Raw genomic sequence first — 13,490 nt, forward strand, 5'->3', positions numbered from 1 at the left:
CCTGTCCGTGCGGGGAGGGCCTAACCTCCCCGTCATGGAAGAAACGCCCAACCTCGCGCCGTTTCCGGCGCAGCACGACCTCGGCGGCAACCCGCGTTTCCGCTGCACGCCCGTCGAGACGGAGGAGAACGCGCCGCCGGACGATTTCGGCAAGCGCGTGGACGCCCTCCGCGCCGTCCTGCGCGAAAAGGGCCTGCTCACCACCGACGAGCAGCGCCTGGGCATCGAGAGCCTGCCCGAGGCCGAGTATTTCGACCTCACCTACTACGAGAAATGGCTGCGCTCGGTGACGGCCGTGATGATCGCCAAGGGCGTCGTCAGCTGGGACGAGATCCAGTGAGCACCGGCGTCGGAGAGATCGCGACCGCCCGCTTCGCGCCCGGCCAGGCCGTGCGCGTGAAGGATGCGAAGCCCGAGCGCCTGGCACGGCTGCACCTGCGCACGCCGCATTATGTGCGTGGCCGGGTCGGCAAGGTGGAGAGCGTCCTCGGCACCTTTCCCAATCCCGAGGACATCGCCTTCAACCGTCCCGCCGCCCCGCGCGTGCTCTATCACGTGCTCTTCGACCAGCAGCCCGTCTGGGGCGAGGGGCAGGCCGGCGACACCCTGTTGATCGAACTCTTCGAGCATTGGCTGGAGGAAGCGTAATGGCGACCCAACCCCCGCGCGCGGAAAGCCTGGAACTTCTCGCCAAGCTCGAGGCCGCGCTGAAGCGCCGCGGCGTCGTGACGGAGGATGAGATCGTCCAGAAGCAGGCCGCCGCCGACCGCGCCAACCCGGCGACGGGCGCGCGCATGGTGGCCCGCGCCTGGATCGACCCGGAATGGCGCGCGCTGCTGCTGCGCGACGGCACGGCGGCCGCCGAGGCCATGGGCATTCCCATGCGCGGCCAGCCGCCCCTGGGCGTGCTGGAGGATACCGAGGCCGTCCATCACCTCGTCGTCTGCACGCTGTGCAGCTGCTACCCGCGCGCGATCATCGGCTACCCGCCGCATTGGTATAAGTCGGCCGCCTATCGCAGCCGCGCGGTACGCGAGCCGCGTGCGGTGCTGGCCGAGTTCGGCACGGTCCTGCCCTCGGGCGTGCAGGTGCGCGTCGTGGACAGCACGGCGGATTTCCGCTGGATGGTCCTGCCGCTGCGCCCCGCCGGCACCGAGGGCTGGAGCGAGGACGAGCTCACCCAGCTCGTGACGCGCGACGCGCTGGTGGGCGTCTCTCTGCCCGAGGCCGGGCGCAAGGTCTCGCACGCGGCGTGAGGCGCGGGGCAGCCGCGATGCCCCGTCGCTTCCAGCCCGTCCCGTCCTGTGCGAACCCGGATCGATGCGGGACGGAACATCCACGATGAGCATGGCGGCAGAGCCCGATGGCCTGCCGCAACCGCGCCGGACCTATGCCGCCATCTGCCTGGCGGCCGGCATCGCCATCGCGGTGCTCGACGCCAGCATGGTGAACATCGCGCTGCCCTCCGCGGCGCGCGCCCTGGACCTGACGCCGGCCGAGGCGGTCTGGGTGGTGAACGCCTTCCAGATCACCGTGGTGGGGATGCTCATCCCCTTTTCCTCGCTGGGCGAGATCCTGGGATTCAAGCGGGTCTGGAGCTTCGGCCTCGCGCTGTTCAGCCTGGGCGCGCTGGCCTCCGCCCTCGCGCCGGATTTCGGCTGGCTGCTCGCGGCGCGCGTGATGCAGGGCTTCGGCGCGGCGGCGGTCATGAGCTTGCTCTCCGGCCTGATCCGCAACACCTACCCGACCTCGCAGCTCGGCCAGGCCATCGGCAACAATGCGATGACGGTCGCCATCTGCTCGGCGGCGGGGCCGTCCATCGGCGCGGCGGTGCTGGCGGTGGCGCCCTGGCCCTTCGTCTTCGCGGTGCATGTGCCCATCGGCCTCGCGGCCCTGGTCTTCGGCGTGCGGCACCTGCCGGACGTGCCGCCGCAGCGCCGGCCCTTCGATATCCTCTCGGCCGCGCTGAACGTCGCGGCCTTCGGACTGGCCTTCCTCGGCATCGATCTGCTGCTGCACCGGCCGGCGACGGGCATCGCGCTGATGGCGGCAGGCATCTTCTGTGCGGGGCTCCTGCTGAAGCGCGAGATGTCGCGCTCCACGCCGCTCCTGCCGCTGGACCTGCTGCGCGTGCCCACCATCCGCTTCGCGGTGATGGCCTCCATCTGCATGTTCGCGGTCCATATCCTGATCGCGATCAACATGCCCTTTCACCTCTCCGCGGCGGGCTTCTCGCCGATGGTGGTGGGGATGATCATCACGCCCTATCCCATCGCCATCGGCCTGCTGGCGCCTATCGCGGGGCGGCTGTCGGACCGTCTGCCCTCGGCCATTCCCTGCGCCATCGGCGGCGGGCTGCTGGCCGTGGCGATGGTGCTGCTCTCGGTGCTGCCGGCGGGCCGGCCCGAGCTGATCTGCCCCGCGCTGCTGCTGGCGGGCATCGGCTTCGGCTTCTTCCAGGCGCCCAACAACCGCGCCATCGTCGTGAACGCGCCGCGCGCGCGGGCCGGCGGCGCCGGCGGGCTGCAATCGACGGCGCGGGTGCTGGGCCAGGCCATCGGCGCGACGACGGCCGCCGCGTGCTTCACCCTGGCGGGGCCCTGGCTCGCCTTCCTGTGCGGCGCCGTGCTGGCCGTGCTCTCGGCGCTGGCGAGCCTGTCTAGGCGGTAGCGCGCGCCGCCCGCGTGGGCAGCCCGCCCTGCTCCAGGATGAAATCCGCGATCTCCGCCACGCCCTTGTCCACCTTCAGGTTGGAGAAGATGAAGGGGCGCGCGCCGCGCATGCGCCGGGCGTCGCGGTCCATCACCGAAAGGTCGGCGCCCACCAAGGGGGCGAGGTCGATCTTGTTGATCGCGAGCAGGTCCGAGCGCGTGATGCCCGGCCCGCCCTTGCGCGGGATCTTGTCGCCCGCCGAGACGTCGATGACGTAGATCGTCAGGTCCGCGAGCTCGGGGCTGAAGGTGGCGGCGAGGTTGTCGCCGCCGCTCTCGATGAAGAGCAGCTCCAGCGAGGGAAACTTCTCCACCATCTCGTCCACGGCGGCGAGGTTGATGGAGGCGTCCTCGCGGATCGCGGTATGCGGGCAGCCGCCGGTCTCGACACCCATGATGCGCTCGGGCTCCAGCGCGCCGGCGCGGGTGAGGAACTCGGCATCCTCCTTGGTGTAGATGTCGTTGGTGATGGCCGCGACATTGTGCGTCTGGCGCAGCAGGCGGCAGAGGCGCTCCAGCAGCGCCGTCTTGCCGGAACCGACAGGGCCGCCGACGCCGATGCGGAAAGGTCCGTGACTCATGAACGGAACAGCCTCGTGTATTGCGTTTCGTGCCGCATGGAGAGCATGTCGAGCAGCGGCGTGGCCGTGCCGATCTCCTCGACCGATGCGGTTTCGGCGAGTGTCGCGCATTCCGCGACGACCGGCAAAAGGGCGGCGGTGGCGAGCTGGCCATCCGTCTGGCCGAGCGGCACGAGGCGGATTCCCGCGCTCACCAGATTGGCCGCGAAGCCCTGGAGATAGGCGAGGAGCGAGGGCCGCAGCGGCATCCCCGCCATTCCCGCCGCCGCCCCGAAGGCGACCGCATGCGCGAGCCGTCCGCGATGGCGCTTCGCGAAGGCCGCGTAGCGCTCATGCGGCCAGGCGGTGGCGGTGACGCTGGCGAAGCTGCCGCCCTGCTGCGTCGCCTCCAGCGCGGTCTCGGCCGTGCCGCGCCAGGCGGCGGCGAGCTCGGCCACCTCGTCCAGCGCCGCGTCGTCGGGCGCGCGATGCGCGGCGGCGAGCAGCACGGCGTCCACATGGCCCGCGCCTCGCCGCAGCACCGCCTCGATATAGGAGACGAGCGCGACCCGGTCAGGCAGCCGCCCTTCCTCCACGGCCATCTCGATGCCGTGGCTGTAGCTGAAGCCGCCGACCGGATAGGCGGGCGAGGTCCAGGCGATCAGGCGGAAAAGATCGGCGTCGGTCACCTGGGCGGCGGGTGGTGATGGTGCCCGTCATCATGGTGGTGATGATGGTCGTGGTCATGATCATGACCGTGGTGATGATGCCCGTGTCCGCTCTCGCGGAAATGCTGGTGGGCGCTGCGGTTGTGCTCGCCATAGGCGCCGCCCTCCGGGTTGAAGGGCGCGCGCACGCGCGTCAGCAGCGCGCCGAGCCCACGGAGCATCGCCTCGATCACGTGATCCTCGCGGATCAGGATGCGGTCGCCCTGCAGCTCGGCGGGCAGGTGCCGGTTGCCGAGATGCCAGGCGAGGCGGACGAGATGCAGCTGGCTCGTCGCGCGCACCTCGATCAGCGGCTCCTCGGCGGCGCGGACCAGCACCACGCGGCCGTCATCCAGCATCAGCCCGTCGCCGTCGCGCAGCACCTGCGCCTCGGCGAGGTCGAGCACGAAGGGAATGCCGGCTGCCGTCTCGTAGCGCTTGCGGCGGCGAAAGCGATCGTCGAAGTCGAGCATCACCTCGGCATCGGCGGTGAAGCTGCCGGCGGGGACCACGACCGTCGCGCGGGGGAGGATATCGTGCATGACCGAACCTCCTTTCAGAACAGGAAGTAACGCTGTGCCATGGGCAGCACGGCGGCGGGTTCGCAGACCAGAAGCTCGCCATCGGCGCGCACTTCGTAGGTCTCGGGGTCGATCTCCATCACGGGCGTCGCGTCGTTCAGCACCATGCTCTTCTTGGTGATGCCGCCGCGCGTGTTCGCCACCGGCAGCAAGGGCCGCGTGAGGCCGAGCGTGCGGTCGAGCCCCGCTTGGATGGCGGCGACGGAGGTGAAGGTCACGGCGCTGAACATGCGCGCGCGGCCGAAGGCGCCGAACATCGGGCGGTAATGCACCGGCTGCGGCGTGGGGATGGAGGCGTTGGGGTCGCCCATCGGCGCCATGGCGATGGTGCCGCCCTTGATCACCATCTCCGGCTTCACGCCGAAGAAGGCCGGGTTCCACAATACGAGGTCCGCCATCTTGCCGACCTCGACGCTGCCCACATGCGTCGCGATGCCCTGGCTGATCGCCGGGTTGATCGTGTACTTCGCGATGTACCGGCGCGCGCGGAGATTGTCGTTCTCGCCCGTCTCGCCCGGCAGGCGGCCGCGCTGGACCTTCATCTTATGCGCGGTCTGCCAGGTGCGGATGATGACCTCGCCCACGCGGCCCATCGCCTGGCTGTCGGACGACATCATGCTGATGGCGCCGATATCCTGCAGGATGTCCTCGGCCGCGATGGTCTCGCGCCGGATGCGGGATTCCGCGAAGGCCACGTCCTCGGCGATGCGCGGATCCAGGTGATGGCAGACCATGAGCATGTCGAGGTGCTCGTCCACCGTGTTCACCGTGTAGGGCATCGTCGGGTTGGTCGACGACGGCAGCACGTTCGCCTCGCCCACCAGGCGCAGGATGTCCGGCGCGTGGCCGCCGCCCGCGCCCTCGGTATGGAAGGCCTGGATGCAGCGGCCGGCGACGGCGCGGATGGTCTCCTCGACGAAGCCCGCCTCGTTCAGCGTGTCCGTGTGGATCGCGACCTGCACGTCGAAGCGGTCCGCGACGTCGAGGCAGGTGTCGATGGCCTTGGGCGTGGTGCCCCAATCCTCGTGCAGCTTCAGTCCGGCCGCGCCGGCGCGGATCATCTCCTCCAGCGCCTCGGGCTTCGCGGCATTGCCCTTGCCGAGGAAGCCGAGATTCATCGGAAAGGCTTCCGCCGCCTGGATCATGCGCGCGAGGTGGAAGGCGCCGGGCGTGGAGGTGGTGGCGAGCGTCCCGTGCGCCGGCCCCGTGCCGCCGCCGAACATGGTGGTGACGCCGGCCGCCAGCGCCTCCTCGATCTGCTGCGGGCAGATGAAGTGGATATGCGGGTCGATGCCGCCGGCGGTGAGGATCTTGCCCTCGCCCGCGATGATCTCGGTGCCCGGGCCGATGATGATGTCCACGCCCGGCTGCGTGTCCGGGTTGCCCGCCTTGCCGATGGCCGCGATCAGCCCGTCGCGCAGCGCGACATCGGCCTTCACCACGCCCCAGTGGTCGAGGATCAGCGCATTGGTGATGACGGTATCGGCCGCGCCGCCCTCCCGCGTGACCTGGGATTGGCCCATGCCGTCGCGGATGACCTTGCCGCCGCCGAACTTCACCTCCTCGCCGTAGATGGTGAGGTCGCGCTCCACCTCGATGAAGAGCTCGGTATCCGCCAGCCGCACCTTGTCGCCCACCGTGGGGCCATACATGCCGGCATAGGCGGAGCGGGAGATGCGGGCCATCAGACTTGGCCTTCGATGAGGCCGCGGAACCCATGGACCACGCGCAGCCCCAGCAGCGGGATCAGCCTCACGCTGCGAGTCTGCCCCGGCTCGAAGCGCACCGCCGTCCCGGCCGCGATGTCCAGGCGCTTGCCGCGCGCGGCCCCGCGCTCGAACTCCAGCGCCGCGTTGGTCTCGAAGAAGTGGAAGTGGCTGCCGACCTGGATGGGCCGGTCGCCGGTATTGGCCACCGAGATCTCGGTCACGGGCTGGCCCGCGTTCAGCTCGATCTCGCCGGGGGCGCAGATCACTTCGCCAGGGATCATCGCGCGCCGCCTATCGGATGGGGTTGTGGACGGTCACGAGCTTCGTGCCGTCGGGGAAGGTAGCCTCGACCTGGATGTCGTGGATCATCTCCGCCACGCCCTCCATCACCTGGGCGCGGGAGATCACCTCGCCGCCCGCCGCCATGAGGTCCGCGACCGAGCGCCCGTCGCGCGCGCCTTCCACCACGAAATCGGTGATCAGCGCGATCGCCTCCGGATGGTTCAGCTTCACGCCGCGCTCCAGCCGCCTTCGCGCCACCTGGGCCGCCATGGCGATGAGCAGCTTGTCTTTCTCGCGGGGGGTGAGTTGCATTGCAGCATATTGGCGCGAGGCGCCTCAGCACGTCCACAGTCTTGGCAAGGACTTGGGGCGGCCGAGCGCCTCGCCGCGCAACTCGCGGATCGCCGTGGCAATGGCCCCGCGCACTTCCTGCGCGCCGCCGAGGAAGCGCAGCAGCAGCAGGCCGGGCCGCACCAGGCTGGCCGTGCCCTGCGTCAGGTCGCGCGCCAGCTCCCGATGCCGCGCCGCGCCCTCCGCCGCCAGCAGGATCATGCCCAGGGAATCCGCGCCATCCAGGCCGAAGGGGGCGTCGCGCCGCTCGGCATCCAATGCCATGGCATCGGCCCAGATGAGCCTCCCCCCTTGGCGCAGCCGCCAGGAATCGCGCAGCGCCCCGCTGCGCCAGACCTCGCCGCGCGCGAGGCGCCCCAGCACCACCGACTCTGCCGCCAGCAGCGTGGCGCCGGGCGCGAGCTCGGCCTCCATGGAGCGGCGGAGCCGCGCGCCCTGGAAGAGGATCGCCTCCTGCGGCAGATGCTCCAGCACCGCGCCTTCGGCGATGGCGATCCGGGTGGCGATGCGCGCCTCCTCGCCCAGGCTGCGATAGAGCTTCTCGGCCGCCGGCGTGGTCGTGACGGCGCGCGCGCCGTCGCGCAGGCGGATTTCCGCATGCAGCTCGTCGCCGCCCGCCAGGCCGCCGGCGACGTTGACCAGCACGGCCTCCAGCGGCTCGCCCGGCTCGGGCGTGGGGAAGAGCACGCGCAGCGGCGCCGATTGGTGCAGCCGCGCCAGGCCCTGGGCCGAGACCTCCAGCGATGCGGCGCCCTGGGCGCGCTGATGGCGAATCATGCGCGGGACGGTGGCCGCGAACCTCCCCACATGACAAGCTCCCGCCATGACCCTTCACGTCACCATCGGCGCTCAGCGCTATCTGATCCAGCGCCCCTGGGGCGAGCTTCCCGCCGGGCCCGGCCGCGTCAGCGACGTGGGGGTGGATGCCCAGGGCCACATCTACGTGCTGCTCCGCGCCGATTCCTACGAGGACCTGCCGGCGCCGACCGTGGTGGTGCTGGATGCCCAGGGCATGCAGATCGGCCTCTTCGGCGAGGGCGTGTCCGATGGCCACATGCTCGCGACCGCGCCGGACGGCAGCATCCATGTCGTGGACCGCGACGCGCACGAGATCACGCGCTTCCGCTCGGACGGGCTGAAGCTCGGCGCCGTGGGCAAGCGGCATTTCGCGGGCGAGCCCTTCAACAGCCCCTGCGACGTCTGCTTCGCGCCCGACGGCACCATGTATGTGGGCGACGGCTACGCGGCCTCGCGCATCCATCGCTTCAGGCCGGACGGCACGCCCGATGGCGGCTGGGGCGAGCCGGGGCGCGGCCCCGGGCAGTTCTGCACGCCGCATGCCGTCTGGCTGAACGCGGCGGGAGAGCTGGCGGTCTGCGACCGCGACAACAGCCGGGTCCAGATCTTCTCGGCCGACGGCGCCTTCCTTCGCGAGATCACGGACGTGTTCAAGCCGATGGACGTGGTCTCCGACGCGGCGGGCAACTGGTGGGTAACGGACCAGGTGCCGCGGCTGTCGGTCTTCTCGCGCGAGGGCGCGCTGGTCGGCCGGGCGCGGGCGGTGCTGAACGGGGCGCATGGCATGGCGCTGCACCCGGATGGCGGCGTGCTGCTGGCCGAGATGAACCCGTCCCGGCTGACCCGGCTGGCGCCGGTTTAGCCGGGGTTCTTTCCGGAGTTTCTCCCGCCCTCGGGCGCCGGGCGGCGGCATCCGCCGCCTTGCGGCCGGATTCCGGGAGGTTCCGCATGCCGCCTTGACGCGACGGGCGCCAAAAACGCCCGGCGTCCTTGCGTTCACCGCATTGGATTGGTGGTTTGAAAAGCGGTAGGAACACCGAGTTTTGAACCACGAAGGGATCCTGCATATGCGGGTCGGCGTGATCGGCGCCACGGGCGCGGTCGGTAAGGAAATTGTGGAAGTGCTCGCGAAGCGGCGCTTTCCGGTGACGGAGCTCAAGCTCTTCGCCTCGACGCGCAGTGCCGGCACGAAAACGAAAACGCCCTTCGGCGAGATTACCATCGAGGCGTACAGCCTCGAGGCCGCTCGCCATCTCGACCTCGCTTTGCTGGCCGTTTCTGGCGATTTTGCCAAGGCCCATGCGCGCGCGCTGGCGGCCGAGGGCGTGGCGGTGGTCGACAACTCCTCCGCCTTCCGCCTCGAGACCGACGTGCCGCTGGTGGTGCCCGAGGTGAATGCGGATGCCATCGGCGACGCCCGCCTCATCGCCAACCCGAACTGCACGACGGCCATCCTGGTGGTCGCGCTCGAGCCGCTGCGCCAGGCCTTCGGCCTCAAGCGCGTCATCGCCTCGACCTACCAGGCCGCGAGCGGTGCGGGTGCCGAGGGCATGGCCGAGCTGGAGCGCGAGACGCGCCGTGTCCTCGTCGAGGGCCAGCCGGCCCAGAACGAGGTCTTCGCGCATCCGCTGGCGTTCAACGTCATCCCGCAGATCGATAGCTTCCAGCCCAACGGCTACACGCGGGAAGAGATGAAGGTCGCCTGGGAGAGCCGGAAGATCATGGGCATGCCCGATCTCCTCGTCTCCTGCACGGCGGTCCGCATCCCGACCTACCGCGTCCATGGCGAGGCGGTGACGATCGAGACCGAGCGCCCCGTGACGCCGGAAGCCGCCCGCGCGGTGCTGGCCAAGGCGGCGGGCGTGAAGCTGGTCGACGACCCGTCGAAGCAGCAATACCCGATGCCGATCACGGCCACGGGCCAGGACGATGTCGAGGCCGGGCGCATCCGCTCGAACCCCGTCTTCGGCGATTGCGGCCTGGACCTCTTCCTCTGCGGCGACCAGCTGCTGAAGGGCGCGGCCCTGAACGCGGTGCAGATCGCCGAGAAGATGAAGATCGCTGTTCCGGCCTGAGGCCGGAACGGGATTTTTGCCCTCCGACGCCCGGCGGCGGCACCGCCGCTGGGCTTTCCCGCGCCGCTGTGCGGCCGGATGTGAACAGGGCATGCTCCTCCCATCAAAGGAGCATGCTTCATGGAAGTCCGCTGGGAACGACTGACCGGCCCTGAACTCAAGGCCCTGGCCGGAAGGGGCGCGCTGCCCGTGCTGCCCATCGGCAGCCTGGAGCAGCACGGCCCGCACCTGCCGGTCTGGACCGACAGCCACGCCGCCCATGCCATGAGCGTGGCGGCTGCCGAGCTCGCGACCGACATTCCCGCCATCGTCCTGCCGCCGCTCTGGACCGGGCTTTCCGAGCATCACCTGCCCTTCGGCGGCACCATCACCATCGACCACGCGACCATGCATGCGCTGCTGCGCTGCATCGTCCGCAGCCTGCAGGCCCAGGGCTTCACGCGGCTGCTCATCGTGAACGGGCATGGCGGCAACATCGACCCGCTGGCCGTCTCGGTGCGGGAACTGGCGCATGAGTTCGGCATGGCCATCGTCACCACCACCTGGCCCAGCGTCGCCCCGGCCGAGATCGCCGCCACACTCACCACCCAGCCCGGCGTCATGCATGCCTGCGAGGGCGAGACCTCCGTCTGGCTGGCGCTGGAGCCGGAACAGGTCCGCCAGGACAAGATCGAGGAGGCCGCGGGCGGCAATGCCGGCACCCAGGTCCGCCCCGGCTTCTCGCGCTTCTACAGCTTCGCCGAGCGTGCGCCGAGAACCGGGGTGAAGGGCGATCCGCGCGCCGCGACGGCCGCGAAGGGCCGCGCGATCATCGATGCGGTGGCGAAGAACCTCGCGGCGGCCATGAAGGACCCTGTGCTCTGGACCAAGCCGGAGCGGGTCTGGAAGGTTTGATTCGAGGGGTAAATTTTCCTATAATGCCCGCCGCCAACGGGCGAGACGCGCCCGCCGGGCTGCGAGGCACCGGTAAGATAGTAAGGTAGTAAGATAGTAAGGCGACGGGTGCCTGGCTTCCGCCCCCTGGCCGGTCAGGCCAGGGCCAGGCCCAGGCGCTCCAGCAGCGCGGCCCGTTGCACCGGCTTGCCGAGATAGTCGTCCATCCCCGCCGCGCGGCACTGCGCCTCGAAGACCGGGCCCACCGCGGCCGTCAGGCCGATGATGCGGGTGCGGCGGTTCGGGCCGGGCGTCCCGCGGATCTGCCGGGTTGCCTCCAGCCCGTCCATCACGGGCATCTGCAGGTCCATCAGGATGACGTCGTAGGGTTGCTCATGCGCCATGGCGACGGCGACGGAGCCGTCGGCCGCCACATCCACCTGGCAATTGGCGCGGCCGAGGATGGTCTTCATCACGAGCTGGTTGGTGGCGTTGTCTTCGACCAGGAGGATGCGCCGGCGCGGCCCTTCCTCCTGCGGCGGCGTCTCCAGCGAGATCGGCGTCGGCGGCATCGGCGGTGCGAGGACGAGCTGCAGGCCCTCGCGCAGCCGGGCCGGGAGCACTGGCTTCAGCATCATCGCGTCCACCAGGGCCGGGTCCGGCTGCTCGCGCCCCAGCGCGGCGCCGGAGGAGCAGAGCAGGATCGCGGTGCGCGGAAGCTGGGTGAGGGCGCGGATCTGCTCCGCCACCTCCAGCCCATTCGTGGCGCCGAGCTGGCCGTCCAGAATGACGGCGCGGATCGGCCTGCCCGCATTGGCGCTGTTCTGCAGGGTGGCGAGCGCCGTCGGGCCGTCCGGCGCGAGGACCGGGTCGGCGCCCATGCCCGTGAGCTGCCGGCCGATGATCTCGCGATTGACCGCGAGGTCGTCCACCACCAGCACCCGGAGGCCCGAGAGCAGGGCGGGCGCGACAGGAATATCCACTGGCCCGGCGACCTGGCCGAGCTGCGCGGTGAAGGTGAAGCGGCTGCCGCCGCCGCGCGGGCGCGTCGGGTCGCGCGGCGCGGCCTCGAGATTGCCGCCCATCTCCTCGGCGATGCGCAGGCAGATGGCGAGGCCGAGGCCGGTGCCGCCGTACTTGCGGCGGATGGACGCATCGGCCTGGGTGAAGCGTTCGAAAAGGTGGGGGATCTGCGCGCGGTCCAGGCCGATGCCGGTATCCAGCACGTCGCAGCGCAGCTTCCAGCCGCGCCGGGGGCCGAGGCTTTCGGCCGAGAGGTCGAGCTCGATCCAGCCGCTGTCGGTGAACTTCACGGCATTGCCGATGAGGTTGAACAGCACCTGGCGGAAGCGGCTCGGATCGCCGACGACGAGGCGCGGCAGCTCCTGCGGCATGGCCACCACGAGCTCAACGCCCTTGCTCGCCGCGCGGGGCGCGAAGAGCTCGACGATGGTGCCGATCTCCTTCTCCAGGTCGAAGGGCACGCGCTCGAGCTCGACGGCGCCCGCTTCGAGCTTGGAGAAATCCAGGATGTCGTTCAGCACCATCAGCAGGTGTTCGGCGGAGTTCTGGATGGTCTCGGCGTAGCGGCGCTGCAGGGGGTCGAGCCGCGTGTCGAGCATGAGGCCCGTCATGCCGATCACGCCGTTCATCGGTGTGCGGATCTCGTGGCTCATGCTGGCCAGGAAATCCTCCTTGGCGCGGGATCCGGCGCGGGCCGCGGCCTCGCTGAGCGCCAGCTGCGCGCCCTGCGCGCGCAGCCGGTGCGCCTGGCGGACCATCAGCCAGAGGGCGAGCAGGATGAACATCCCCGCCCCGCCCACGCCGAGGCCGAGCAGCACGGCGAGCGCCTGTGTCGCGGCCATCGCGTCCGTGCGGCTGCGCACGACCTCGACGACGAAAAGCCCCTGGCGCGTGACGGCAAAGCTGCCCGAGACCTCAACCCCGTCCTGGTCCACGCCGCTGAAGCTGCCGGCCTCTCGGCGCGGCAGGAAGTTGCGGAAGGGCCAGGCCCCGGGATGCGTGAAGCCGATCCCGAGACGATCGCCGTCGGACCGCGCGAGGAGCGCGCCGTTGAAGGAGTGCAGGCGGATGTAGACGCCGAAGGCCTCGGCATAGCGGCGGGCGATGGTGGTCAGGTATTCGGGGTTCAGCAGCGCCACCACGGCGCCGCCGAACTCGCCGCGGTCGTTCCGTATGGCGCGCGCCAGCGGGATGGACCACAGCCCCGTCTCGGAAATCGGCTTGGCGCCTGGCCCGGCGAGGAAGCGGGCGGGCTCCGGCGCGCCCAGCCGCAGCGCCTGGCCGCCGAAGCGCAGCACCCGGAACCATTCGCGATCGGCAAGGTTGATGCCCACCAGATCCTCGGTGGTGGCGTGGATGACGGTGCCGGCCGCATCGGTCATGACCAGCGCGCGCAGCTGCGACAGGTCCCGCAGCATGTTGGCGCGGCTTTCGGAGAAGACCTCCGCGGCGTCGGCCGGCGTGCGGGTGGCCGTGTCGGTCAGCACGATATCCACCGTCTGCATGGCCCGGGTCAGCTGGTCGGCCAGGGCCTCGGAGACCGAATGGGTCAGCCGCTGGGCCTCCGCGAGCGCGTCCGTGCGGCTGCGGTACATCACGATGGCATAGACGGAGAGCAGGCAGAGGATGACGAGCCCGGCGACGAGGGCGTAAAGACGGCTGGGCCGCGGTGCGGCACCGAGCTCCGCCTTCGGGCGCTGGCCGAAGGATCGTCTGATGCTGTCGCGGACTGCTCTGAAGCGCATGGCTCTCGCTGTTATCGCAGGGTTTGTCCCAATTTGCGAGGCATTGGCGCAAAATTACCTCGCTCCGCGGCTCGA

At 70.4% G+C, this 13,490-nt stretch carries 15 protein-coding genes; 7 read left to right on the forward strand and 8 right to left on the reverse strand.

What is annotated here, in order from left to right; genetic code table 11:
* Positions 1-34 precede the first annotated feature (34 nt).
* The 4 genes from WJM96_RS01690 to WJM96_RS01705 all read left to right on the forward strand — a co-directional run bounded on the left by WJM96_RS01690 (position 35) and on the right by WJM96_RS01705 (position 2,670).
* Positions 35-340 carry a nitrile hydratase gene (locus tag WJM96_RS01690; protein ID WP_424810685.1) on the forward strand — a complete coding sequence of 102 codons (306 nt, stop codon included), beginning with the start codon at positions 35-37 and terminating at the stop codon, positions 338-340.
* A complete protein-coding gene (locus WJM96_RS01695; protein ID WP_424810686.1) occupies positions 337-648 on the forward strand; it encodes an SH3-like domain-containing protein in 312 nt (103 codons plus the stop codon). The genes WJM96_RS01690 and WJM96_RS01695 overlap by 4 nt, the downstream gene beginning before the upstream one ends.
* Positions 648-1,256 (forward strand): nitrile hydratase subunit alpha, encoded by a 609-nt coding sequence (locus WJM96_RS01700; RefSeq protein WP_424810687.1) that lies wholly within the window; start codon positions 648-650, stop codon positions 1,254-1,256. Before WJM96_RS01695 ends, WJM96_RS01700 begins: the two co-directional genes overlap by 1 nt.
* 85 nt (positions 1,257-1,341) lie before the next feature.
* Positions 1,342-2,670 (forward strand): MFS transporter, encoded by a 1,329-nt coding sequence (locus WJM96_RS01705; RefSeq protein WP_424810688.1) that lies wholly within the window; start codon positions 1,342-1,344, stop codon positions 2,668-2,670.
* Here WJM96_RS01705 and ureG read toward each other — a convergent pair.
* From ureG to WJM96_RS01740, 7 genes are read right to left on the reverse strand one after another with little or no spacing between them, the layout of a single operon-like run.
* Positions 2,660-3,292, reverse strand: a complete 633-nt coding sequence (ureG, locus tag WJM96_RS01710; protein ID WP_424810689.1) for an urease accessory protein UreG — start codon at positions 3,290-3,292, stop codon at positions 2,660-2,662. The two genes, WJM96_RS01705 and ureG, sit on opposite strands and share 11 nt — an antisense overlap.
* Positions 3,289-3,960 carry an urease accessory protein UreF gene (locus WJM96_RS01715; protein WP_424810690.1) on the reverse strand — a complete coding sequence of 224 codons (672 nt, stop codon included), beginning with the start codon at positions 3,958-3,960 and terminating at the stop codon, positions 3,289-3,291. Before WJM96_RS01715 ends, ureG begins: the two co-directional genes overlap by 4 nt.
* On the reverse strand, positions 3,957-4,520 hold the full coding sequence (locus tag WJM96_RS01720) for an urease accessory protein UreE (protein WP_424810691.1): 564 nt from the start codon (positions 4,518-4,520) through the stop codon (positions 3,957-3,959). Before WJM96_RS01720 ends, WJM96_RS01715 begins: the two co-directional genes overlap by 4 nt.
* A 14-nt stretch (positions 4,521-4,534) precedes the next feature.
* The gene (gene ureC / locus WJM96_RS01725; protein ID WP_424810692.1) at positions 4,535-6,244 is read right to left on the reverse strand and encodes an urease subunit alpha; all 1,710 of its coding nucleotides are present in this window, start codon (positions 6,242-6,244) and stop codon (positions 4,535-4,537) included.
* Positions 6,244-6,549 carry an urease subunit beta gene (locus tag WJM96_RS01730; protein ID WP_424810693.1) on the reverse strand — a complete coding sequence of 102 codons (306 nt, stop codon included), beginning with the start codon at positions 6,547-6,549 and terminating at the stop codon, positions 6,244-6,246. The genes ureC and WJM96_RS01730 overlap by 1 nt, the downstream gene beginning before the upstream one ends.
* A gap of 10 nt (positions 6,550-6,559) precedes the next feature.
* On the reverse strand, positions 6,560-6,862 hold the full coding sequence (locus tag WJM96_RS01735; RefSeq protein ID WP_424810694.1) for an urease subunit gamma: 303 nt from the start codon (positions 6,860-6,862) through the stop codon (positions 6,560-6,562).
* Between the two features lie 24 nt (positions 6,863-6,886).
* A complete protein-coding gene (locus WJM96_RS01740) occupies positions 6,887-7,678 on the reverse strand; it encodes an urease accessory protein UreD (RefSeq protein WP_424810695.1) in 792 nt (263 codons plus the stop codon).
* A 46-nt stretch (positions 7,679-7,724) separates the two neighbouring features.
* On the opposite strand from WJM96_RS01740, the gene WJM96_RS01745 reads away from it, so the two are divergent.
* The 3 genes from WJM96_RS01745 (at position 7,725) to WJM96_RS01755 (ending at position 10,668) form a co-directional block, all read left to right on the forward strand.
* On the forward strand, positions 7,725-8,561 hold the full coding sequence (locus tag WJM96_RS01745) for a peptidase (RefSeq protein ID WP_424810696.1): 837 nt from the start codon (positions 7,725-7,727) through the stop codon (positions 8,559-8,561).
* A 181-nt stretch (positions 8,562-8,742) separates the two neighbouring features.
* Positions 8,743-9,774 carry an aspartate-semialdehyde dehydrogenase gene (locus WJM96_RS01750; protein WP_424810697.1) on the forward strand — a complete coding sequence of 344 codons (1,032 nt, stop codon included), beginning with the start codon at positions 8,743-8,745 and terminating at the stop codon, positions 9,772-9,774.
* A 120-nt stretch (positions 9,775-9,894) separates the two neighbouring features.
* The gene (locus WJM96_RS01755; protein ID WP_424810698.1) at positions 9,895-10,668 is read left to right on the forward strand and encodes a creatininase family protein; all 774 of its coding nucleotides are present in this window, start codon (positions 9,895-9,897) and stop codon (positions 10,666-10,668) included.
* A gap of 134 nt (positions 10,669-10,802) precedes the next feature.
* On the opposite strand, the gene WJM96_RS01760 is transcribed toward WJM96_RS01755, so the two are convergent.
* Positions 10,803-13,415 carry a response regulator gene (locus tag WJM96_RS01760; RefSeq protein WP_424810699.1) on the reverse strand — a complete coding sequence of 871 codons (2,613 nt, stop codon included), beginning with the start codon at positions 13,413-13,415 and terminating at the stop codon, positions 10,803-10,805.
* Positions 13,416-13,490: the final 75 nt, after the last annotated feature.

This window comes from Roseococcus sp. YIM B11640 (assembly GCF_049727625.1).
Taxonomy (GTDB): domain Bacteria; phylum Pseudomonadota; class Alphaproteobacteria; order Acetobacterales; family Acetobacteraceae; genus Roseococcus.